Annotated in this window: 21 protein-coding genes; 13 read left to right on the plus strand and 8 right to left on the minus strand. The window is 72.3% G+C overall.

Translation table 11 applies throughout. The features are described 5' to 3' along the window. Nucleotides 1–25: 25 nt before the first annotated feature. On the minus strand, nucleotides 26–2,659 hold the full coding sequence (locus BO39_RS29670) for a hybrid sensor histidine kinase/response regulator (protein WP_052401575.1): 2,634 nt from the start codon (nucleotides 2,657–2,659) through the stop codon (nucleotides 26–28). A gap of 130 nt (nucleotides 2,660–2,789) precedes the next feature. Between BO39_RS29670 and BO39_RS05590 the strand changes: the two genes are divergently transcribed. Beyond that, nucleotides 2,790–3,491, plus strand: coding sequence for a substrate-binding periplasmic protein (locus BO39_RS05590; RefSeq protein WP_084697863.1), 702 nt, complete (start codon nucleotides 2,790–2,792; stop codon nucleotides 3,489–3,491). A 4-nt stretch (nucleotides 3,492–3,495) separates the two neighbouring features. On the opposite strand, the gene BO39_RS05595 is transcribed toward BO39_RS05590, so the two are convergent. Next, nucleotides 3,496–4,173: a GntR family transcriptional regulator gene (locus tag BO39_RS05595; protein ID WP_043830789.1), complete on the minus strand. Its 678-nt coding sequence runs from the start codon at nucleotides 4,171–4,173 to the stop codon at nucleotides 3,496–3,498. Between the two features lie 93 nt (nucleotides 4,174–4,266). On the opposite strand from BO39_RS05595, the gene BO39_RS05600 reads away from it, so the two are divergent. The 4 genes from BO39_RS05600 to BO39_RS05615 all read left to right on the plus strand — a co-directional run bounded on the left by BO39_RS05600 (nucleotide 4,267) and on the right by BO39_RS05615 (nucleotide 8,143). Beyond that, nucleotides 4,267–5,487, plus strand: coding sequence for a CaiB/BaiF CoA transferase family protein (locus BO39_RS05600; RefSeq protein WP_052401579.1), 1,221 nt, complete (start codon nucleotides 4,267–4,269; stop codon nucleotides 5,485–5,487). 8 nt (nucleotides 5,488–5,495) lie between these two features. After that, entirely contained in the window at nucleotides 5,496–6,311 is an 816-nt protein-coding gene (locus BO39_RS05605) for an enoyl-CoA hydratase (protein ID WP_052401582.1), read from the plus strand. A 70-nt stretch (nucleotides 6,312–6,381) separates the two neighbouring features. Then, nucleotides 6,382–7,356: a Bug family tripartite tricarboxylate transporter substrate binding protein gene (locus BO39_RS05610; protein WP_043830791.1), complete on the plus strand. Its 975-nt coding sequence runs from the start codon at nucleotides 6,382–6,384 to the stop codon at nucleotides 7,354–7,356. Nucleotides 7,357–7,360: 4 nt separating this feature from the next. After that, nucleotides 7,361–8,143: an SDR family oxidoreductase gene (locus tag BO39_RS05615; protein WP_043830793.1), complete on the plus strand. Its 783-nt coding sequence runs from the start codon at nucleotides 7,361–7,363 to the stop codon at nucleotides 8,141–8,143. Between the two features lie 7 nt (nucleotides 8,144–8,150). Here the strand turns inward: BO39_RS05615 and rfaD are convergent, their stop codons facing one another. Beyond that, complete coding sequence (gene rfaD, locus BO39_RS05620) at nucleotides 8,151–9,134, minus strand: ADP-glyceromanno-heptose 6-epimerase (protein ID WP_043830794.1); 984 nt, start codon at nucleotides 9,132–9,134, stop codon at nucleotides 8,151–8,153. A gap of 127 nt (nucleotides 9,135–9,261) precedes the next feature. On the opposite strand from rfaD, the gene BO39_RS05625 reads away from it, so the two are divergent. Beyond that, complete coding sequence (locus BO39_RS05625; protein ID WP_052401584.1) at nucleotides 9,262–10,386, plus strand: AGE family epimerase/isomerase; 1,125 nt, start codon at nucleotides 9,262–9,264, stop codon at nucleotides 10,384–10,386. Here BO39_RS05625 and BO39_RS05630 read toward each other — a convergent pair whose 3' ends face one another. After that, a complete protein-coding gene (locus tag BO39_RS05630; protein WP_084697865.1) occupies nucleotides 10,387–11,106 on the minus strand; it encodes a M48 family metallopeptidase in 720 nt (239 codons plus the stop codon). Between the two features lie 102 nt (nucleotides 11,107–11,208). Between BO39_RS05630 and BO39_RS05635 the strand changes: the two genes are divergently transcribed. After that, nucleotides 11,209–12,312, plus strand: coding sequence for an acyltransferase family protein (locus BO39_RS05635; RefSeq protein WP_043830796.1), 1,104 nt, complete (start codon nucleotides 11,209–11,211; stop codon nucleotides 12,310–12,312). Here BO39_RS05635 and BO39_RS05640 read toward each other — a convergent pair. From BO39_RS05640 to BO39_RS05650, 3 genes are read right to left on the minus strand one after another with little or no spacing between them, the layout of a single operon-like run. Next, nucleotides 12,293–12,616 (minus strand): cupin domain-containing protein, encoded by a 324-nt coding sequence (locus BO39_RS05640; protein WP_043830798.1) that lies wholly within the window; start codon nucleotides 12,614–12,616, stop codon nucleotides 12,293–12,295. The two genes, BO39_RS05635 and BO39_RS05640, sit on opposite strands and share 20 nt — an antisense overlap. Further along, nucleotides 12,613–13,560 (minus strand): dihydrodipicolinate synthase family protein, encoded by a 948-nt coding sequence (locus tag BO39_RS05645; protein WP_052401586.1) that lies wholly within the window; start codon nucleotides 13,558–13,560, stop codon nucleotides 12,613–12,615. The genes BO39_RS05640 and BO39_RS05645 overlap by 4 nt, the downstream gene beginning before the upstream one ends. After that, nucleotides 13,557–14,081 carry a YcgN family cysteine cluster protein gene (locus BO39_RS05650; RefSeq protein ID WP_043830799.1) on the minus strand — a complete coding sequence of 175 codons (525 nt, stop codon included), beginning with the start codon at nucleotides 14,079–14,081 and terminating at the stop codon, nucleotides 13,557–13,559. The genes BO39_RS05645 and BO39_RS05650 overlap by 4 nt, the downstream gene beginning before the upstream one ends. A 72-nt stretch (nucleotides 14,082–14,153) precedes the next feature. Between BO39_RS05650 and BO39_RS05655 the strand changes: the two genes are divergently transcribed. Together BO39_RS05655 and BO39_RS05660 are read left to right on the plus strand one after the other, a co-directional pair. Then, nucleotides 14,154–14,627 (plus strand): MmcB family DNA repair protein, encoded by a 474-nt coding sequence (locus tag BO39_RS05655; protein WP_043830801.1) that lies wholly within the window; start codon nucleotides 14,154–14,156, stop codon nucleotides 14,625–14,627. Nucleotides 14,628–14,745: 118 nt separating this feature from the next. Further along, entirely contained in the window at nucleotides 14,746–15,276 is a 531-nt protein-coding gene (locus BO39_RS05660) for a DUF4142 domain-containing protein (RefSeq protein WP_043830803.1), read from the plus strand. A gap of 100 nt (nucleotides 15,277–15,376) precedes the next feature. Here the strand turns inward: BO39_RS05660 and BO39_RS05665 are convergent, their stop codons facing one another. Beyond that, complete coding sequence (locus BO39_RS05665; protein WP_043830805.1) at nucleotides 15,377–16,822, minus strand: PfkB family carbohydrate kinase; 1,446 nt, start codon at nucleotides 16,820–16,822, stop codon at nucleotides 15,377–15,379. A 155-nt stretch (nucleotides 16,823–16,977) separates the two neighbouring features. Between BO39_RS05665 and BO39_RS05670 the strand changes: the two genes are divergently transcribed. The 4 genes from BO39_RS05670 to BO39_RS05685 are packed head-to-tail and all read left to right on the plus strand — an operon-like array spanning nucleotide 16,978 to nucleotide 20,510. Further along, nucleotides 16,978–17,883 (plus strand): hypothetical protein, encoded by a 906-nt coding sequence (locus BO39_RS05670; protein WP_043830807.1) that lies wholly within the window; start codon nucleotides 16,978–16,980, stop codon nucleotides 17,881–17,883. Beyond that, the gene (locus tag BO39_RS05675) at nucleotides 17,880–19,052 is read left to right on the plus strand and encodes a hypothetical protein (protein ID WP_043830808.1); all 1,173 of its coding nucleotides are present in this window, start codon (nucleotides 17,880–17,882) and stop codon (nucleotides 19,050–19,052) included. Before BO39_RS05670 ends, BO39_RS05675 begins: the two co-directional genes overlap by 4 nt. 46 nt (nucleotides 19,053–19,098) lie before the next feature. Next, the gene (locus BO39_RS05680) at nucleotides 19,099–19,854 is read left to right on the plus strand and encodes an ABC transporter ATP-binding protein (protein ID WP_043830810.1); all 756 of its coding nucleotides are present in this window, start codon (nucleotides 19,099–19,101) and stop codon (nucleotides 19,852–19,854) included. Nucleotides 19,855–19,859: 5 nt separating this feature from the next. Then, nucleotides 19,860–20,510, plus strand: a complete 651-nt coding sequence (locus tag BO39_RS05685; protein WP_043830812.1) for a GntR family transcriptional regulator — start codon at nucleotides 19,860–19,862, stop codon at nucleotides 20,508–20,510. Nucleotides 20,511–20,551: the final 41 nt, after the last annotated feature.

Here is a 20,551-nt window from a genome sequence, read left to right on the forward strand (position 1 = left end):
ACGGCGCCCGGAGAAGCCGGGGCCGCTACTCGGCCGCCGCCCGCACGCCCTGCGCCAGCCCGATCGCGTGGCTGAGCTGGTCTCGCTGCACCGGCTTGGACAAGTAGTCGTCCATCCCCGCCTCCCGGCACTGGCGCTCGAACTCCGCACCCACGGCGGCGGTCAGCCCGACGATGCGAGTCCTGCGGTTCAGCCCCGCTATGCGGATCGACCGCGTGGCCTCCAGCCCGTCCATCACGGGCATCTGCAGGTCCATGAGGATCACGTCGAAGACCGTCTCGCGGCAGTGCTGCACCGCCTCGAGGCCATTGCCCGCCACCGTCACCTCCGCGCCGACCCGCCCCAGCAGGGCGCGCATCAGGAGCTGGTTGGTCGCGTTGTCCTCCACCAGGAGGATGCGCAGGCCGGTCTCCTTCGCGGGCTCGGCGCCGCCCGGCGCGCTCGGGCGCTCGGCGGCCGGGGAGAAGGCCTGCATCACCGCCTCCAGCAGCCGCCCGGGCAGGGCGGGCTTGAGCAGCATCGCGTCAAACAGCCCCTGCGGCATGACCTGGGCCGGGATCTGGTGCGCTTCCACCCCGAAGGAGAGGAGGATGAGCGCGGGATTTCCGAGGGGTTCCGCCCCGGCCCGGATTTGCCGGGCCATTTCCAGCCCGCCCATGCCTGGCATCCCCGCATCCACCAGGGCCGCGTGGAAAGGGGTGCCGCGCCGGGCCGCGAGCCGCAGCAGGTGCAGCGCCGCCTCTCCACTCTCGGCTGAAAGAGCGGAGGCGCCGGCGGCGTTAAGGTGCCGCACCATGATCTCGCGGTTCAGCAGCAGGTCGTCCACCACCAGGATGCGGCGCCCGGCGAGCGGCGGCGGCGCGGGAAGCGGCCGGGGCATCTCGCCCACCTCGATCCAGAAGCGGAAGACGCTGCCTCCGCCCTTCCGCGGCGTCGCCTCGATCCCGCCACCCATCTGCTCGGCGAGCTTGCGGCAGATCGCGAGGCCAAGGCCCGTGCCGCCGTATTTGCGGCTGATGGAGGCGTCGGCCTGGGTGAAGCGCTCGAAAAGCATCGGCACCTTGTCGGCATCCACGCCGATGCCGGTATCGGCGACGGAGCAGGTCAGGCGCAGGGCGCCCTCCTGCTCCTCCACGGGCGCGGCGTGGAGCGAGACCTCGATCCAGCCGGCCTCGGTGAACTTGATCGCATTGCCGACGAGGTTGAACAGGATCTGCCGGAACCTCCCGGGATCGCCCAGCACCTGCCGCGGCAGGTCCGGCGGCAGCGAGGCCACCATCTCCACCCCCTTCGACAGCGCGCGGTCCGCGAAGAGCTCCACGATGGTGGAGATCTCGTTCTCCAGCGTGAAGGGGATGTGCTCGTGCTCGATCATCCCGGCCTCGAGCTTCGAGAAGTCGAGGATGTCGTTCAGCACCATCAGCAGGTGCTCGGCGCTGCCCTGGATCGTCTCGGCGTAGCGGCGCTGGATGGTGTCGAGGTGGGAGTCGAGCAGCAGGCCGGTCATCCCGATCACGCCATTCATGGGCGTGCGGATCTCGTGGCTCATGGCCGCGAGGAACTCCTCCTTCGCCCGCGTCGCCGCCCGCGCCTCGCGCTCGCTCTCGCTCAGCGCGTCGCCCTGCGCCTTCAAGGCCGCCGCCTGTCGCGACATGAGCCAGAGGGCGACGAGCATGATGGCCGCGATGGCGACCCCGCCGCCGATCAGCAGCGCGCCGAGCCGCTCCACTCCCTCGAAGGCGGCGGCCTTGCGCCGGGCGGCCTCGATCACGAGCGTGCCCTGGCGGATGGTGGAAAAGGAGGCGAAGACGTCCTGCCCGTCCTGGTCGTAGCCGGAGAAGGTGCCGCTCTCGCGTCGGGGCAGGAAGTCCCGGAACAGCCAGGCGCCGTTGTTCGCCTCCCCCACCCCGTCCACCCGCCCGTCCGAGCGGGCGAGGAGGACGCCGTTGAGGGAGTGGATGCGCACCGTGACCCCGAAAGCCTCCGCGTGGCGGCGGCCGACCGAGATGAGATAGTCCGGGTTCAGCAGCGCGACCGTCGCCCCGTTGAAGTCCCCGCGCGGAGTGCGCAAACCCCGGGCGAGGGGGATGGACCAGATTCCCGCCGTCTGGATGGCGCGCGCCTGCAGGGCGGCCGAGCCGCCGAGGAAGCGCCCGGCCTCGGGTGAGCCAAGCCGGAGGGCCGGCCCGCCCATCCGCAGCACCCGGAACCAGTCGCGGTCGGCCACCGAGGCGCCGCGGAGGCTCTCGACCGTCGAGGCGGCGACGATCCCGTTGGCGTCCACAATTAGCACGGCGCGGAGCTGCGGCACGTCGCGGATGCGCCCGGCCAGGGCTCGGGCGGTGGCCGCCGGATCAGCGTCGGTGCTGCGCTCGGCCATGTCCAGCAGGACGAAGTCCACGGTCTGGATGGCGCGGGCGAGCTGGTCGGCCATGGCGGCCGTCACGCCGAGCGTCAGCCGCTCCGCCTCGTTGGCCGCCTCTCGCTGACCGCGATCAAAGAGAATAATATAGACGGCGGCGAAACATGCTCCGACCACGAGCACGGTCGCACCAAAGAGACGCCATGGACGAGGCGCGGCCGGTTTTCCCGGCCTGAGCTTCAGAACCCAGCGAAGGGGGGAGGGGGTCGTGTTCATCCGTGGCCTGATCGCCATCATCGCAGGGCTCCTCGCCCTTTGCGAGTACGGCGGCCCCTTTCAGGAGCTGATACATGTCGCTTCCGCACAGATTCCTTTCATTTGCGGAGCGTAGCGCGGCCCGGCACCCGATGGTGGCCGGCTCGCCCTCATCTGGGCGCGGCGGGAGCTTCACGTCTGCACCGTTCCCGACCTTCCCTCGGTGTCCTCGCGGAATGCCCGCAACGGCGAGCTGGAGGGGCTGGACGCGGAGATGGCCCGGGCGCTCGCCGCGCGCCTGAACGTCCGCCCGGTCTTCATGCCGACGACCCCGGACGCGGTGGTCGGCATGACCGAGCGGGGCGGCTGCGACGTTGCCATAGGCGGCATTGGCATCAGCCCGGCGCGCGCCGCGCGCGTCGCCTTCACCAAGCCCTATCTTTCCGGCCCCCTGGCCGCGGTGACCCAACGGTCCAGCGGGCGTGTGCAGGGTTGGGCCGGCATGGACCGCCCGGGGGTGGTTGTGGCCGTCGCCGTCGGCAATGTGGCGGAGGAGGTGATGCGCCAGCAGCTCCGCTCCGCCGAGCTCTTCGTCATCAGCCCGCCGCTGAACGCGGAGCAGGAGATCGGCGCGGGCCGGGCCGATGTCTTCGTCACCGACCACGCCGATTCCCGCCGCCTGCGCGAAGACGACATGCTGCGCGTGGCGGATGCGCCTCGCAACGTCGCCGACACCCTCTACGCCTATGCCGTGCCGCGCGGGAACAACGCCTGGCTGGCCGAGCTGAACGCCTTCCTCGCCGCCCGCAAGACCGATGGCTCCCTCGCCCGCGCCGCCACCCGCTGGAACCTACGGGACAGGTTGGTGAACTGACCCGCTATCCCTCGCCGAGCGACTCGATCCAGCGCCGCTTGCCGCCCTCCGCCACATGCGCCTCCCCCAGGGAGCGGGCGAGGGCCGTGTCACCGGCGGCGGCGGCGTTCAGCATGGCTGCGTGCTCCGCGTTGCTCCGCCGCATCCGCTCGGGATGGGCAAGCGAGCGCTGCCGCACAAGATGGCTCTCCTTGATCAGCAAATCATAGAGGCCCGAGGCGCGGCGATGCCCTGCGGCGCGGTGCAGCGCCTCGTGGAAAAGGAGGTTCTCCGAGTAATAGCCGGCGGCGTCCCCGGCGCTCGCCATGGCCCCCATTGCCGCCACGCGGGCGCGGAGGTCCTCAAGCGTCCCCGCCGGCAGCGCTCCCTTGGCCACCCGCTCCGCGATGCGCGCGAGGATGAAGCCCTGCAGCAGGGCGCGCATGTCGTAGAGCTCCGCCATCTCGGCGGGCTCCAGCCGGCGCACGCTCATGCCCTGACCGGCAGGCCCGGCGGTGAGCAGCCCGTCCCGCTCCAGCCCGCGAAGCGCCTCCCGCAGGGGTCCGCGCGAGAGGCCCAGGCGGGCTGCCAGCGCCACCTCGTTCAGCCGCGTGCCCGGCGCCAGCTCCCCCGAGAGGATCAGCCGCTCGACCGCCGCCCGTGCGCGCTCCGATAGCGATCCCTGGGGGGGAAGGGTGTCCATGGCCCAGGGCATCACGCCGCCGCGCGCCCTGTCAACAGGCTGTTGACAGGCGGGCCGCGCGACCGCAGCCTGCCGGACGACGGAGGAACACCCATGCTCGACGCCCCGAACCCGGCCGCGGAAAGCGGCACCGGCCCCATCGCCGGCGCGCTCTCCCGCTTCAAGGTGCTCGACCTCACCCGCGTCCGCTCCGGCCCGACCTGCGTGCGCCAGCTCGCCGACTGGGGCGCGCAGGTGGTCAAGATCGAGATGCCGGAGGGGCTGGACCAGGGCGACCCCATGGGCGGCCCGCGCGGTGGCCCGGACTTCCAGAACCTGCACCGCAACAAGCGCGGCCTGACGCTGAACCTGAAGTCGCCCGAAGGCGTCGCGATCCTCAAGAAGCTGGTGCGCGAGGCCGACGTGCTGGTGGAGAACTTCCGCCCGGACGTGAAGGACCGCCTCGGCATCGGCTACAAGGATCTGGCCGCCGAGAACCCGCGGCTGGTCTACGCCTCCATCTCCGGCTTCGGGCAGGACGGGCCCTATGCGGGGCGGCCCGGCTTCGACCAGATCGCGCAGGGCATGGGCGGGCTGATGTCCATCACCGGCCTGCCCGGCCAGGGGCCGGTGCGCGTCGGCATTCCCATCGCCGACCTCTGCGCCGGGCTCTTCGCCGCCCAGGGCATCATGGTGGCGCTGCTGGAGCGCGAGGTGTCGGGCAAGGGCCAGTGGGTGCAGACCTCGCTGCTGCAGGCCCAGGCCTTCATGCTCGACTTCCAGGCCGCACGCTGGCTCCAGGCCGGCGAGGTGCCGAAGCAGGCCGGCAACAACCACCCGACGAGCATTCCGACCGGCGTCTTCAAGACGAAGGACGGGCACATCAACATCGCCGCCACCGGCAACGCCATCTGGAAGCGCTTCGCCATCGCCGCCGGCGCGCCGGAATGGCTGGAGGATCCGCGCTTCAAGGATTCCGCCGCGCGCTCCACGAACCGCGACGCATTGAACGAGCTGATCGCGGAGAAGGTCGCCGCCCGCACCAGCGACGACTGGGTGGCCTCGCTGAACGAGGCCGGCGTGCCGGCGGGGCCGATCTACGCCATCGACCAGATGTTCGAGGACCCGCAGGTGAAGCACCTGGGCATCGCGACCACGCTCGACGACGGCACGAAGCGGCAGACCTACGTCGCGCAGCCCATCGGCCTCTCGCGCACGCCGGCGTGCATCGCCAGCCACCCGCCCGCCATCGGCGAGCACTCTGCCGACATCCTGCGGGAGGTCGGCTACACCGACGACGAGATCGCGGACCTCAAATCCCGCCAGGTGATCTAGGACCCATCATGCCCGACGCCCTTCCCCCGCCGAACCCGGCGCTTGGCACCGACAAGATGCTCTCCAGGAAGGAGGGCGGCGTCGGCTGGATGATCTTCAACAACCCCGAGCGCCACAACGCCGTCTCGATGGAGATGTGGACCGCGGCGGAGAAGATACTTGCCGATTTCGCCGCCGATCCCGCGATCCGCGTGGTGGTCGTGACCGGCGCGGGCGGCAAGGCCTTCGTCTCCGGCGCCGACATCTCGAAGTTCGAGAGCGAGCGCTCTTCCAAGGAGGCGGTGGACGCCTACCAGGTGCAGACCGCGAAGGTCTATGACGCGCTGGCGGACTTCGCGAAGCCCACCATCGCCGCCATCCGCGGCCACTGCATCGGCGGCGGCAGCGCGCTCGCGGTGTGCTGCGACCTCCGCATCTGCACCGAAAAGTCCTCCTTCGGCATCCCCGCCGCGAAGCTCGGCCTCGGCTATCCGCTGAAGGGCATCCGCCGCCTTGTCGAGATCGTCGGCCCCTCCTTCGCGAAGGAGATGTTCTTCACCGCCAAGCGCTTCACCGCCGAGGACGCGCGGGTGATGGGCCTGGTGAACCGCGTGGTGGCCGACGACGCGCTGGAGGCGACCATCGCCGACTACGCCACCACCATCGCCGGCAACGCGCCGCTCACGGTCGATTCCGTGAAGGCCATCGTGGGCGAGGCGCTCAAGGCCCAGCCCGACGAAGCCCTCTGCGCCCGCCTCGTCGCCGAGTGCTTCGCCAGCGAGGACTACATCGAGGGCCGCCGCGCCTTCATGGAGAAGCGCCCGCCGCAGTTCCAGGGGCGCTGAACCGCAAGGGGCGCCTCCCGCCAGGTCCCGCGCTAGACGGGACGGGGGCCGCCCGACAGGGAGGAAAACAGTGATCAACCGTCGCAGCCTGCTCGGCGCCGGGGGCCTCGCCCTCGCGCTGCCCGCCATCCACGCCCGCGCCCAGGAGGCCTGGCCGAGCAAGCCCATCCGCATCGTCGTGGGCTTCGCCGCCGGGGGCGCCACCGACATCAGCACGCGGGTGATGCAGCCTAAGCTCACCGCCCTGCTCGGCGTGCCCGTGGTGATCGACAACCGCCCGGGCGCCGGCGGCAACCTGGCCACGGAAACGGTGGTGCGCTCGCCCCCGGATGGCAGCACCTTCCTCATGGGCACGATCGGGGCGCTGGCCATCAACCCCAGCCTCTACGCCAGCCTCCCCTTCGATCCCCAGGCGGACCTGACGCCGGTCGCCATGGCGGGGAACGTGCTGAACGTGCTCGTCGTGCCGACGGACCGGCCCTGGAAGAGCGTGGCCGAGCTGATCGCCGCGGCGAAGGCGCGGCCGGACACCATCACCTACGGCTCGTCCGGCGTCGGTGGTGCGGGGCATCTGGCGGGCGCTCTGCTGGACCGGATGGCGGGCATCAGCACCGTCCACGTGCCCTATCGCGGCGGCGGGCCGATGATGACGGATCTGATCGGCGGCAAGGTGGACTACGCCTTCTCCACGGCGCCCACCGCGCTTCCCCAGGTGCAGTCCGGGCGGCTGCGGCTGCTGGCGGTGCCCACCGCCCAGCGCATCCGCGCCCAGCCCGATGTGCCCGCGGTGGCCGAGACCCTGCCGGGCTACGAGGTGCAGAACTGGTACGCGCTGGTCGGGCCGAAGGGCCTGTCCCCCGCGATTGTAACCCGCATGAACGCCGCCATGCGCGAGGCGCTGGCCGACCCCACCGTGTCGGCCTCCCTGGAAGGGCAGGGGGTGGAGCCGCTGCCCAGCTCGCCCGAGGAACTCGCCCGCTTCATCCGGGAGGAGACGGAGAAGTGGGCGCCGATCGTACGCGCAACGGGCGCCAGGGTGGAGTAGAGAGATGGATCTCGGAATGCGCGGCCGCCGCGCGCTCGTCATCGGCGGTTCCTCGGGCATCGGCCTCGCCACGGCGGGGCTGCTGCTGAAGGAGGGCGCGGAGGTCACCATCGCCGGGCGCGATTCCGGGCGGCTGGACGCGGCGCGCGCGCAGCTCCAGGCGGAGACGGGCACGGCGCCCGCCACCGCGGTCCTCGACCAGTCCGACCCCGCCGCGCTTGCGGCCTTCATCGCCGGCATGGGCGAGGTGCCGCTGCACGCACTCGTCTGCGCCGCCGGCGGCAGCCGCCGCAGCGCCTTCGAGGACCTGACGGACGAGGCCTGGCTGGAGAACTACGAGTTCAACATCCTCGGCACCGTCCGTGCCGTGCGCGCCTTCCTGCCGGCGCTGCGCCGGGCGGGTGACGCGCGCGTGGTGCTGCTCGGCGCCGTTTCGGCCCGCCAGCCGACGGCGCACCAGGTGGTGTCGAACGTCCACAAGGCCGGCGTGCTCGCGCTCGCCAAGACGCTGGCGATCGAACTGGCGCCGGACGGCATCGCGGTGAACAGCGTCTCCCCCGGCCGCGCGCTCACGCCGCTGTGGCAGAACCGCGCCGCGCAGATGTCGCGCGACGAGGGCATCAGCGAGGCAGAAGTCCTCGCCCGCGCCTCCGCCGACATCCCCATGCGCCGCTTCGGCACGGCTGAGGAGGTGGCGGTGATGGTCGCCTTCCTCGCGGCCCCCGTCGCCGCCTATGTCACGGGGCAGGGGGTGGCGGTGGATGGCGGCTGGCAGCGCGCGGTGTGACGCCCGCTCAGCGGTTGCGGTCTTCCTTCACCAGGAACCCCGTCACGTAGCGCGCGACGCCCTCCTCCAGCGAGGTCATCGGCGCGTTGTAGCCGGCGCCGCGCAGCTTCGAGATGTCGCCCTCCGTCCAGTACTGGTAGCGGCCGCGCAGCTTCTCGGGCATCGGAACGTATTCGATCTCGGGCGGCCGTCCGAGCGCGGCGAAGACCGCGCGCGCCATGTCGGCGAAGCTGCGCGCCCCGCCCGAGCCGATGTTGTAGAGGCCGGAAGGCGCGCTCCCCCGCAGCAGCCAGAGCATGACGTCGCAGAGGTCGTCCACATGGACGAAGTCGCGCGACTGCCCGCCGTCCTCGATGTCCGGCCGGTCGGAGGCGAAGAGCCGCGCGGGCTCGCCGCGCAGCACGGCCTCGGTGATGTTGAGGGCGGCGCTCGTCATGCCGTGCTTGTGGTACTCGTTGGGGCCGTAGACGTTGAAGAACTTCAGCCCGTACCAGCGCGGCGGGGTGGGGCGCCCCGCCTCCACCTCGCGCGCCACGCGGCGGTCGAAGACGTGCTTGCTCCAGCCATAGAGGTTCAGCGGCTGAAGCCCTGCCAGGAATTCCGGCGTGTCGCGGTCGAGGAAGCCGGCATCGCCATTGCCATAGGTTGCGGCGGAGGAGGCGTAGATCAGCGGCACGCCCGCGGCCGTGCAGTGCCGCCACAGCATGAGCGAGGCGGCGAAGTTGTGCTCCATCACCTCGTCGCCGTCGGCCGCCGTCGTGTCGGAATTGGCGCCGAGATGGATGACGGCTTCGAGCGCGGGCGCGTTCCGCAGCCAGTCGCGCAGCGCGTCGATCGGCACGAAGTCGGCGAATTCGTGCCGGCGCAGGTTCCGCCACTTCTCGCCCGTGCCCAGCGCGTCGCAGATCACCACCTCGGTCACGCCCGCCTCGTTCAGCCGCGCGAGCAGGTTGGACCCGATGAACCCCGCGGCTCCCGTCAGCAGTATCACGGCGCGACCCTCCTCGATCTCGCGGCGGGCCCGCTCTAAGAGGGGCGCCGAAGCCGGCCCTTTTACAGCCCCGGCCCGGTGGCACCACCCCGCCCGGCCCCATCCCCCACCGCGTGGAGGCGGACAGATGAGCGGTGCCCCTGTCAGCAGCGCGGCCTCCCTTCTCGCTTGGCTGCGTGAGGAGGCTTGGCCGCTCTGGCTGGAGCATGGCGTGGACCGGGCGCGCGGCGGGTTTCACGAAGCCCTGGACCTGCGGACCCTGCAAAGCCCCGAGCCCTTCCGCCGCCTGCGCGTCGCCGCGCGGCAGGTCTATGTCTTCTCTCAGGCCCATCGCTTCGGCCTGACACGCGCGGGGGAGGCGGTGGAACTCGGCATCGCCTTCCTGCGGGAAAGGGCACGGAGGGCAGATGGCGGCTACGCCCGCCTCTTCGACCTCGAGGGCCGCGTGACCGACGCGCAGCGCGACCTCTACGACCACGCCTTTGTGCTTCTCGCCCTCTCCAGCGCCGCGCGGGTGCTGCCGGCGGCCCCGTTGCGGCAGGAGGCGCTGGCGCTGCTCCGCTACCTCGACGGCCACCTCGCCCATCCCCTCGGCGGCTATGCGGAGGGCCTGCCACCGAGCCTGCCGCGGCGCCAGAACCCGCATATGCACCTGCTGGAAGCGCTGCTCGCCGCCGCCGAGGCCTTCGGCGACGACCTCTTCCTCCACCGCGCGACAGGGTTGGTGGACCTCTTCCTCACCCGCTTCCGCGACCCCCGCACGGGCAGCCTGCCGGAATACTATGCGGAGGACCTGACGCCGGAGCGGGAAGGGGGCCGGCACGTGCTGGAAGCCGGCCACCACTGCGAATGGGTCTGGCTGCTCGGCTGGCACGCGCGGCTGGTGGGGGAACGCCCTGACGTCGCCGAGGCGATGGCAGGGCTGCTTCGCTTCGTGGACCGCTACGGGATCAACCCGCGCCTCGGCACGCTCTACGACGAATTGTGGAGCGACGGCGCCGTGAAGGCCGCCGGCTCCCGCCTCTGGCCGCAGACGGAGCGCCTGAAATCGGAGGCCTTGCGCCCAGGCGCAACGGCGACGGGCTTCGCAAGTGCCGCGGCTGCCCTGCGTCGGCATCTCGACGGCGCCCCGCCCGGCCTCTGGCACGAGCGCCTGGACGAGCACGGCCGCCCCAGCGGCGAGCCCGCGCCCGCCAGCAGCCTCTATCACCTCACGGCCGGCATCCTCACCGCCGCTGAGGTGGTCGGCTGATCACCCTACCCGCAACAGGGTCGGCCCGTGCCGCCGCAGCCAGTCCTGCGCCGCCTCCCGGTGCGGGGTCAGGCGGGCGACATGGGCCCAGAAACGGTCGGAGTGGTTCAGCTCCCGCAGGTGCCCGACCTCGTGCGCCACGACGTAGTCGAGCACCCAGTCCGGCGCCATCACCAGCCGCCAGGAGAAGGCGAGCGTGCCGTCCGGTGCGCAGCTTCCCCAGCGGGAGCGCGTGTCCTTCAGCACGATCCGCCGGATCTTCACCCCCAGCGAGGCCGCGTGCCCTGCCGCCAGCACGGCAATCCGCCGCTTCGCCTCCGCCTTGAGGAAATCGCCCACCCGGCGGGTGAGAAAGGCCTTGTCCCCGGCCACCACGATCTCGCCGTTCCAGAGAATGGCGGGGCCGCGGGCGGTGGGGTCGTGGCGGATCACGTGCGGCACGCCGCCCAGCGGCACGGCCTGCCCCTCGGCCAGCGGCACGGCGGGCGCCAGGCTGCCCAGCCGCTCCTTCACCCAGGCCGCATGGGTGTTCAGCAACGCCATCCCGGCGCGCCGACCAGAGCGCGGCGGCAGGGTCACCACCACCTCCCCCGCGCGGGGATCGATCCGCAGCGAGACCCGCCGCGCGCGCGCCGAACGGTTCCAGCGCACCGGCGTTGGCGTGGGCAGGGCCAGCGGGTGGGCACGCAGGGGAACGACCTCGGTCTCGTTATGTTCCATGGAAAGAGAATGGACCCTCCCCAGGGTCCGGTTCAACGACTTGACAGCGGCAAGGATGATCCCGTGGAACATGCGGCGCAAAAATCTGCCGATTACAATGGGTTGACTGCCGGTTCTTCCCGCATTGCCTTCGCCCAGGCCCTGCGCGGCCTGGCCGCCGTCTCCGTCCTGCTGAGCCACTACACCCAGCACTTCTGGACCAACCGGACGACGGCCGGCGCCCTCGTCGGCGCGCCGATCTGGGACGGGCCCTCACCCGGCGTGCTCGCCCTCCACCTCGCCCTGCCACCGGGCTTCGCGGGGCACTTCGGCGTGGCCGTCTTCTTCCTCATCAGCGGCTTCGTCGTGCCGCTTTCCCTTATCGGACGGGGGAGGGCGGGCTTCGCGCTCGGGCGGGTGCTGCGGATCTGGCCGACCTATGCGGCAGGGCTCCTGGTCACCATGGCCGCCGTCTGGGCCTGCGCGCGGCACTTCGGCAACCCCGTGCCCTTCGGGATCGGCCAGTGGCTGGCCCACCTGCTGTTCGTGCAGGACGTGCTGGGCCTGCCGACGATCGACGGCATCAGCTGGACGCTCGCTATCGAGGTCCGCTTTTACCTGCTCTGCCTGCTGATCGCCCCCGCGATCCGGGCCGGGGCGGTGCGGCCGCTGCTCGTCGCGGGCCTGGTCCTGGCAGGCCTCTCGGCGGTCGCGGCTGCCATTCCCTGGCCGCCGGGTGGGCAGGCAGCGCGCGAGGAATTGGCGCTGAGCGCGCAGATGATCACCTTCATGCTCGTCGGCACGGTCTTCGCGGCCTTTCACCGGGGTACGGCCGGTGGCGCGGCCTGTCTCGGCACCGGCGCGGCGCTGCTCGGCCTCTTCGCGCTGCAATGGGCGGGCGGGATCATGGGCTGGCAGACGGTGCCGGGGCTGACCGCCTATGGCTGCGCCCTCGCCCTGTTCGGCGGTCTCTTCGCCATCCGCCACCGCATCCGGCGCGTCCCAGCGCCGCTCGATGCGCTCGCCCGGATCAGCTACCCGCTCTATGTGGTGCACGCGGTGGCCGGCTACGCGGTGATGCACTTGCTGCTGGAGGCCGGTGCCCCGGCCTGGGCCGCCATCCTGGCAACGACAGCCCTCGCACTCGCCGCCGCGACGCTGCTGCACCTGCTGGTGGAGGTCCCGACCCAGCGGGCCGGGCATCTCGTCAGCCGGGGTGAGCCTTGAACTCGATCTCCACGAAGGAGAAGGGCTCGGTCCCGCCGTTGATCACGTTGTGCTCCACCCCCGGCGGGCGGGAATAGGAGACGCCCGCGCGGATGGTCGCCTCCCGCGTGGCGCCGCCGGGTTCCTCCAGCGTCATCGTCCCGTCCGTCACGGGCACGACGAGATAGGCCCAGCCGTGCCGGTGCCAGCCCGTCTCCGAGCCGGGCGGGAAGTCCCAGCGCGTGACGCGGGAGGTCTCGTCATCCACCTGCACCGTGGAGACGGCGGGGATGCGGCAGCGCAGCGGCTCGGACGCGGCACTCATTCGGCGGCCAGGGACATGCCGTACTCGGCCAGGCCGGGAAGGGGCAGGGCGCCGGTCCCCTGCCAGGCCTGCCAGACCGCATCCGCCTGGGCCGGCGAGAGGCGGGTGTTCGGCGGGCGGATATGGCGCCAGGCCTCGTCGTTCGTGCTGCGGGCGAGGACCTCGCGCAGCCCCGCGATCAGCGGCACGGAACTGGCCGCGGCGCGGCCGGCCTTCAGCACGGCCTGGGCGGCATCCGCCTCCGGCCCCGTCCGCTTCGAATAGACCACCTGGGAGAAGCGGGCGACGATATTGGCCGCCGCCGTGATGCAGCCGGCCGCGCCGATGGCCAGCATCTCCTGCAGCAGGTTGTCCGCGCCCGGATAGACCTCGAAGCCGCGGGAGGCGAAGGCCTCGATGAAGCCGCGGGCCTGGGCGGGATCGCCCGTGCTGTCCTTCACGCCGCGCACCACGCCCGGGAAGGCATCCAGCAGCCGCCCGACGAGCTCGAGGGAGAGGGGCACCGCCGACTGCGCGGGGAAGTGGTAGAGATAGAAGGCGAGCCCGCTGCCGCTGCGCTCGATCACCTCCGAGAAATAGGCGTAGAGCCCCTCGTCTGTCGGGTTCTTGTAGTAGAAGGGCGGCAGCACGAGCACGCCAGGGCAGCCGAGGTCGCGAGCGTGGCGCGACAGCTCCACCGTGTCGGAAAGGTTGGTGGTGCCCGTACCCGGCATCAGCCGCGTTACCGGCACGTCGTTCTGCACGAGAGATTCCAGGACTACCCGGCGTTCCTTGAGGCCGAACGAATTCGCCTCCCCGGTGGTGCCGAGCACGCCCAGCCCGTCGCAGCCATTCGCCAGCAGCCACTTCGCGTGGGCGGCTGTACGGACATGGTCGGGCGAGAGGTCGGCGTGCACCGCCGTGATCAGCGCGGCGTTCACGCCGCCGTAGAGGGCCTTGGTCATCCCGTCTTCCTCCTCGTCTGCCGGACCGCTTCCGCCGCCCGCTGTGCCGCCACCTTGGGCGCGGCGCGCCGGCCTGGCCAGCGGCCGGGCCATGTCACGACATGATCTTCCAGCGCCCCAGCGTCGCGTTCCGAAACGACACGGTCGCGGACGGAGATGCCGGCGCGATGGACGCTTTCCGGATCCCCCGAAACCAGCGGGTGCCAGTCCGGCAGGTCCTGCCCGTGGGCGAGGAGGTGGTAGGCGCAGGTGGGCGGCAGCCAATCCAGCTCCGGCACCATCTTCGCCTTCAGCTGCACGCAGTCCGGCACGTGGTCGCGCCGGTTGGCGTAGTCGCGGCAGCCGCAGCCCTGGGGATCGAGCATGCGGCAGGCGACGTTGGTGAAGTGGACCCTCTCGGTGTCCTCGTCGCGGATCTTGTGCAGGCAGCAGCGCCCGCAGCCGTCGCAGAGGGATTCCCACTCGGCGCGCGTCATCGCGGAGAGGGATTTCCGCTTCCAGAAGGGGAGGTTATCGGCCACCCGCTTCCCTACACCCGGCGGGAGGGGCAGGTGAAGCTTGACCTGTCTCACGACTCGTCGTGAATCCGGCCGATGCCGCTGGACCTGACCATCCCCGAGCGCACGGCCTCCACCTGCCGCGCGGCCATGCGCTTCTGTGCCCGCAACCGCTGGGCGCCGCTCGCCGAGATGCCCATCCCCTGCGGGCGGCGGCTGGACATCATGGCGCTCACCCCGGAAGGCTGCCTCTACGCCATCGAGGTGAAATCGGGACCCCGCGACTTCCTCTCGGACAACAAGTGGCACGAGTACCGCGACTGGTGCGACCGGCTCTACTTCGCCGTCGATTGCGACTTCCCGCAGGAACTCATCCCCGAGGAGATCGGTCTGATCGTCAGCGACGGCTTCGACGCCGTGATGGTGCGCGACACCGAGCACAAGGCGCTGGCGGGCGCGCGGCGAAAGTCGCTCATGCACCGCTACGCCGTGCTGGCGGCCGGACGCCTCGCCGCCCTCTGCGATCCCGTGGGTTCGCAGGAGATGCGCGCCGCGCTGCTCTGCGAGTAGAGGCGCTCCCCGGCCGAGGGCAGTGATTCTGCCCTACGGAACCAGGACGCGCACGGACCGTTCCTTCTCCGGCCCGCCGCCCCGCGGCGGCACCTGCCCCTCCGGAGACGTAGAGCCCATGAACCGTCGCGCCATCCCCCTCGCCCTCGCGGGGGCCGCCCTGCTGCCCGTTCTCGCCCATGCTCAGGGCAATTCCCCCCGCGCCGACGTGCCGCCCGAGAACCTGGCCGCTGCCCCGCCGGAGCGCCTCGCGCGGATGCTCTACGAGGCCGGCTCCTTCTCCCACGCAACCGCGCAGATCGGTGCCGAGAAGGCGACGAACCCCGAGGTGAAGCGCTTCGCCAATTTCGAGATCCAGGAGCAGGAGGGCGTCGCCCAGGCCATGAAGCTGGCGGGCCACGACTTCCCCATGGCGAGCTTCGGCAACGATCGCGGCAAGATGCTCGAGAGCCTGCGCGGCGCGAATGGCGCCGATTTCGAGCGCATGTTCCTCGAGGTGCAGGAGCGTGGCCACCAGGAGCTGCTGAGCCTGACCAGCGCCATCATGGCCGGCAACGCGCCCGCGCCGGACAAGATCGCGGCGACGCTCTCGAACAACTCGATCAAGGAGCACCTGATCCTGATCGGGACGATGCAGGGACGCCGCTGAACAGGCGCTGAACGGAGCGGAGGCGGCGAGGAACCGGCAGGGCGGAGGGGGAGAGCCCTCTCCGCGGGGGCGAGGAAGCGGCAAGCCGCTTCCCGCTGGATCAGTCCGGCAGGCTCGCGACGAGGGCCTCGACCTCCGGCGGCAGCACCGCCAGGCGCACGATGCCGCCCCATGCCTGGACGACGGCGTTGCCCACCACTTCCTCGATCCGGTGGTCGGAGCCCTTGACCAGCACGTCCGGCCGGATGGCCTCGACCAGGGGAAGGAGGTCGTCCTCCTCGAAGGAGGTCACGAGGTCCACGCAGGGAAGGGAGGCAAGGGCCGCCGCCCGCACCGCCTCGGCCTGCACCGGACGCATCGGGCCCTTCAGGCGGCGCACGGCCTCGTCGCTCCGCACGCCCACCACCAGCCGGTCGCACCAGCGCCGCGCCTGCTCCAGCATGTGGCGGTGGCCGGGGTTGAGAAGGTCGAAGGAACCGTCCGCGAAACCGACGCGCCAGCCCTGGCGCCGCCAGCGCTCCGCCTGCTCGGCGGCGCGCAGGCGGGTGACGATCTTGCGCAGCGTGCCCCGCTCGGCGCCGAGGGATTCGAGGATGTCGGCATCCCGCGCCACTGCCGTGCCGACCTTCCCCACCACCAGCCCGGCCGCCATGTTCGACAGGCGCGCGGCGACAGGAAGCGGCAGCCCGGCCGCCATGCCCGCGGCCACCATGGCCGCCACCGTGTCCCCAGCGCCGGCGACGTCCGCCACCTCCATCGCCTCGGCGTGGAAATGATGCACCTGGTCGCCGTCCAGCAGGGTCATGCCCTCGCGGCCACGAGTCACGAGCACGGCGCCGATCGAGAAGCGCCCGCTGAGCGCGCGGGCGGCGGCGAGCAGCCCGGCCTCGCTCTCGATCTCCATGCCGGTGGCCGCGCGCAGTTCCGCGCGGTTCGGGGTGATCAGGTCGGCGCCGGCGTAGATGCTGTGGTCCGCCCCGTGCGGGTCGACCACCACGCGCCGCCCGGCCGCGCGGGCCGCGGCGATCAGGCGCTGCGGCACGTCCCCCGCCAGCACGCCCTTCCCGTAGTCCGAGAGGATGATGACCTTGGTGGCCGCGATCGTGTCCTGGGCGATCCGTACCAGCCGGTCCGCGAGGCGCGGGTGGATGGCGCGCGCGACCTCGTGGTCGGCCCGCAGCAGGTGCTGCCCGGCGGCGATGAAGCGCGTCTTGGTCGTGGTGGCACGGCCGCCCTGGACCAGCAGCCAGGGCTCCACCCCCGGTTGCCCGCCGATCAGCCCCGTAAGATCCGAGCCCGCCTGGTCGTCCCCCACCACCGAGAGGAAGGCGACGGAAGCGCCGAAGGCGGTCAGGTTGCGCACGACGTTCCCGGCGCCGCCGGGCGTCGCCACCTCGCGTTCCACGCTCAGCACCGGCACGGGCGCCTCGGGCGAGATGCGGGTGACCGTGCCGTAGACCGTACGGTCGAGCATGGCGTCGCCGACGACGAGCACCGAGGCCCGGCGCAGGGCGCGCACGGCCTCCGACAGGTCGGCCGCGGCCATGATGGGACCTGGGTTGGGGCCCGGCGTGGGGGCTGGATTCTCTGGCGCGGGGCCGTTCATCGGCTTTGGCGTAGCCCGCCGCCGGGGCGGGTGGCAACCGGCCGTTGCGCCCGGTGACCCCGCGTTAACCCCTTTCGCGCAAAATCGTCGCTGCCATGACCCCTGCTCCGCACCCGGCCCGGCAAGGGCCACCGCTGGCGGCGCTGCTATTCCGACCCGGCCCCGGGCTCGCGCCCGAGGCTCATCGGGTAGCCCGCGCACTGCTGGAGGACGCCGCCCGCAACCGCGGCGGCCGCGTCTCCTCGGCCGAGGACGGGGCCTGGCGGCTCGTCGCTGCCGCGCCGGCGCTCGACATGGCACATCGCGCCCTCACCGCCGTGCTGCACGGCCGGGACGCCGCCCTGCTGACCGAGACGGTCGCGGTGCCACTCACCGCCCAGGCGCCCGCCACGGGGCTGGAGGCCCTGCTTGGCGCCATCCCGCTGGAGCGGCTGCTGGAGCGCCGGCCCATCCTCGGCTTCGGCGAGGGCGGGGCGCCCTGCCTGGTGGGGGAGCGGGTGCTGCCCTCTGCTACGGCAATCTCCACCGCGCTCGGGACGCGCTGGGCGGGTGCCCCGTGGCAGACCCATGCCTGGGGGCTGGTGGCCCGCCGCACGCTGGCGCTCCTGCCCGAATCCGAGGGCACGCTGCACCTCGACCTCCCGCCCGAGGCGATGCCCGCCGCTCCGCCGGGCGCGCTGCTTCCAATCCTGCCGCCCCGTGCCCTGGCCCGGCCGCCGGTGGGGCGCTTCGGCATCGACGGCCCGGGTGCCGCGGGCCTGGCCCTGATCGACCCCGCCCACCTACGCGGGGAGGTGCTGCACCTGCCCTTCGACCCCGCGCTGGTCGCGCTGCCCGACGGGTTCTGGGTGGCGCTCGACCCGGCGCGGGTGGTGCTGGAAGGCGTGGCGGAGGGGGCGGCGCTCTCCTGGGGCCTCGCGCGCGGCATCGGCCGCTTCGCCGGGCCCTGGCCAAACCGGCTGCTCGCCGCCCGGCGCCGCCGGGAGGCCGGAGCCGGATGACGCTCCAGCTCGCCGTAGGCGGCGCGCGGGTTTCCGCCCTGCCGGTGGACCCGCCGCCGCTGACCGGGCCCGACGGCGGCGCGGCGGACCTGGCCGCGATGACCCGCATCTGCCTTGCCTCCGGTGCCGTGCGGGACGTGCTCTGGCTGCGGCTCTCCCGCTTGCCGAAGGGCCTGGACCGCCCGCATCACCGCCGCCTGTTGCGCGAGGCGCTGGCCCTGCCGCAGCACGCCCGCCGAGCGCGCGTCTTCCACCTACCGAACGGCGACATGGCGGTCGCCACTGCGCCGCCGGACACGCTGCGCGCCGCCGTGCTACGCGTGCTCGATGGCGCCGTGGACGAGGCCGCGATCGCCGAGGTGGTCCGCGGCATGCGCCTGCCCGAGCAGTCCAGCGCCCTGCTGGCCGCCCTGGAGGAAAGCCTCGGCCTCGCCGTGGCCGCCGTGGCCGCCCCCCCGGAACTGCCGCCCCTGCTGGCCGAGGAACTGGCGGCGGTGCTGCCCGCCCTGGCCCGCGCGGATCCCGCGCCCTATCTCCGCCGCCAGCCCATCTGCCGGCTGGGCCCGGAGGGGGAATCGGGTATCGCGGCCGAATCCATCGCCCCTATGCCCGGTGCGCTGCGGGACCGGCTGCTGCCCGGGCGGGGGCTGGCGGAGGTGCCGGCGCTGGCGGCGCAGCTGCGGCTTCTGCTGGAAACCCGGATGCTCGCGGGCATCGCGCGGCCCGAATGGCTGGCGGCACCGCGACCGCTGCACCTCTCGCTCTCTGTCGCGGCGCTGACTTCGGAAGCCTTCCTCGTGCTCGACGGGCGGCTGCCGCGCGCGGTGCGGCCGATGCTCACCCTGGCCGTCACGGCGGCCGAGGTGCTGGCCGACCCGGCAGGCTTCGCGCTCGGGCGGGATCTCGCGGTCAGCCGCGGCTATCCCCTCGCGCTGGAGGCGCCGTGCGGCGAGGCCCTGGCGCTGCTGAACCCTGCCCGGCTGGGTGCCAGCGTCGTGCGCCTGGCCTGGGACGAGGCGCTTCCCGCCAGCCCGCCGCCCCCCGCGGCGCTGGAGGGCGTTTCGGTGGTGCTCACCAGCGCGGACCGGGCGGCGGCCATTGCCTGGGGTTGGGAAAGCGGCATCACTCTTTTCCAGGGCCGCGCGACGGATCGCCACCTGCGCCGGTAATGGCCCCGCCCTGGCGGGGTGCCGCCGGGCAGCCTATCCCTTGCCCATGCGCCCGGCCCCGGACCCCCATGCCCCCGCCATCGAGGTGGAGGAGCTGACCAAGCGCTACGGCGCCACCGTCGCGGTGGATGGCCTCTCCTTCACCCTGCCGCGCGGGGGCACGATGGGGCTGCTCGGCGGCAACGGCGCGGGCAAGAGCACGACCATCGCCATGCTCCTCGGCCTGCTGATCCCCTCCTCCGGCCGCGTGCGGCTGCTCGGGCACGACATGGCGCGGGACCGCTTTGCCGCGCTCGGCCGCGCGAATTTCTCCTCGCCCTACATCTCCCTGCCGCACCGGCTGAGCGTGGGGGAGAACCTGCGCGTCTACGCCCATCTCTACGACGTGCCGGACGCCGAGGGCCGGATCGCGGAACTCGCCGCGCAGCTCTCGCTTGCGGACCTCATGGACCGACCGGCGGGCCAGCTCTCGGCCGGGCAGAAGACGCGGGTGGCGCTGGCCAAGTCCCTCATCAACCGCCCGGACCTCCTCCTGCTGGACGAGCCCACGGCGAGCCTCGACCCCGACACGGCGGACTGGGTGCGCTCCTGGCTGGAGCGGTACCGGGCGGAGAGCGGCTGCGCGATCCTCCTCGCCTCCCACAACATGGCGGAGGTGGAGCGGCTCTGCGACCGCGTGCTGATGCTCAAAACCGGGCGGCTGGTGGACAGCGGCTCGCCCACTGACCTCCTCGCGCGCTACGGGCGAAGCGACCTGGAGGAGGTCTTCCTCGACATCGCGCGCGACCGCCGGGCCGGGTAGGAGCGATGACGACGCGCCCCAGCCGTTCCTCTGGCTCCGAGGCCTATGACCTGCTGCTGGCGGCCATCGACAGCGGCGCCCTGCCCGCCGGCACCCGCCTGCGGGAGGCGGAGCTGGCCGTGCGCTTCGGCATCAGCCGCACCCCCGTGCGCGAGGCGCTGAAGCGGCTGGAGGCGCAGGGCCTGGTGCTGCACGAGCCGCATCACGGCGCTGTGGTGGCCAGCCTCGGCTACGCGCAGATGACCGAACTCTACCACATGCGGGAGGTGCTGGAGGGCACCGCCGCCAACCTCGCCGCCACTCATGCCACACCGACGGAGGTGGAGATCCTGCGGGAGATGGTGGAGCGCGACCGCGGGCTGCAGGAGGACCCCGGGCGCCTCGCCGGCACCAACCGGCTGTTCCACCAACAGGTTTATTTGGCGGCGCGGAACAGCTTCCTGAACACCATCCTCGAGAACATGCGCCTCTCTCTCGCGCTCCTCGGCGGCACGACCCTGGCGGTGCCCCGGCGAGGCGCGGAATCGGTCGAGGAGCACGCGGCAATCGTGGCCGCGATCGAGGCGCGGGACGCCGAAGCGGCCGAGGCCGCGGCGCGCCGGCACATCCGCAACGCCTTCAAGGTGCGGATCGGTCTCTCCACCCGCCCAGGATAGAAGACTTGTAAGCCGCGCTCCCGAGTTGTATCCGCCGGTAT

The organism is Roseomonas aerilata DSM 19363, from assembly GCF_000711725.1.
Taxonomy (GTDB): domain Bacteria; phylum Pseudomonadota; class Alphaproteobacteria; order Acetobacterales; family Acetobacteraceae; genus Roseomonas; species Roseomonas aerilata.

Bases quoted from the DNA above. Each gene is read 5' to 3' on its own strand.
- BO39_RS29670 (WP_052401575.1), bottom strand. From the start codon at position 2,659: ATGATGGCGATCAGGCCACGGATGAACACGACCCCCTCCCCCCTTCGC.
- BO39_RS05595 (WP_043830789.1), bottom strand. From the start codon at position 4,173: ATGGACACCCTTCCCCCCCAGGGATCGCTATCGGAGCGCGCACGGGCG.
- BO39_RS05600 (WP_052401579.1), top strand. From the start codon at position 4,267: ATGCTCGACGCCCCGAACCCGGCCGCGGAAAGCGGCACCGGCCCCATC.
- BO39_RS05605 (WP_052401582.1), top strand. From the start codon at position 5,496: ATGCCCGACGCCCTTCCCCCGCCGAACCCGGCGCTTGGCACCGACAAG.
- BO39_RS05615 (WP_043830793.1), top strand. From the start codon at position 7,361: ATGGATCTCGGAATGCGCGGCCGCCGCGCGCTCGTCATCGGCGGTTCC.
- BO39_RS05625 (WP_052401584.1), top strand. From the start codon at position 9,262: ATGAGCGGTGCCCCTGTCAGCAGCGCGGCCTCCCTTCTCGCTTGGCTG.
- BO39_RS05630 (WP_084697865.1), bottom strand. From the start codon at position 11,106: ATGGAACATAACGAGACCGAGGTCGTTCCCCTGCGTGCCCACCCGCTG.
- BO39_RS05640 (WP_043830798.1), bottom strand. From the start codon at position 12,616: ATGAGTGCCGCGTCCGAGCCGCTGCGCTGCCGCATCCCCGCCGTCTCC.
- BO39_RS05645 (WP_052401586.1), bottom strand. From the start codon at position 13,560: ATGACCAAGGCCCTCTACGGCGGCGTGAACGCCGCGCTGATCACGGCG.
- BO39_RS05655 (WP_043830801.1), top strand. From the start codon at position 14,154: ATGCCGCTGGACCTGACCATCCCCGAGCGCACGGCCTCCACCTGCCGC.
- BO39_RS05660 (WP_043830803.1), top strand. From the start codon at position 14,746: ATGAACCGTCGCGCCATCCCCCTCGCCCTCGCGGGGGCCGCCCTGCTG.
- BO39_RS05665 (WP_043830805.1), bottom strand. From the start codon at position 16,822: ATGGCCGCGGCCGACCTGTCGGAGGCCGTGCGCGCCCTGCGCCGGGCC.
- BO39_RS05670 (WP_043830807.1), top strand. From the start codon at position 16,978: ATGACCCCTGCTCCGCACCCGGCCCGGCAAGGGCCACCGCTGGCGGCG.
- BO39_RS05675 (WP_043830808.1), top strand. From the start codon at position 17,880: ATGACGCTCCAGCTCGCCGTAGGCGGCGCGCGGGTTTCCGCCCTGCCG.
- BO39_RS05680 (WP_043830810.1), top strand. From the start codon at position 19,099: ATGCGCCCGGCCCCGGACCCCCATGCCCCCGCCATCGAGGTGGAGGAG.
- BO39_RS05685 (WP_043830812.1), top strand. From the start codon at position 19,860: ATGACGACGCGCCCCAGCCGTTCCTCTGGCTCCGAGGCCTATGACCTG.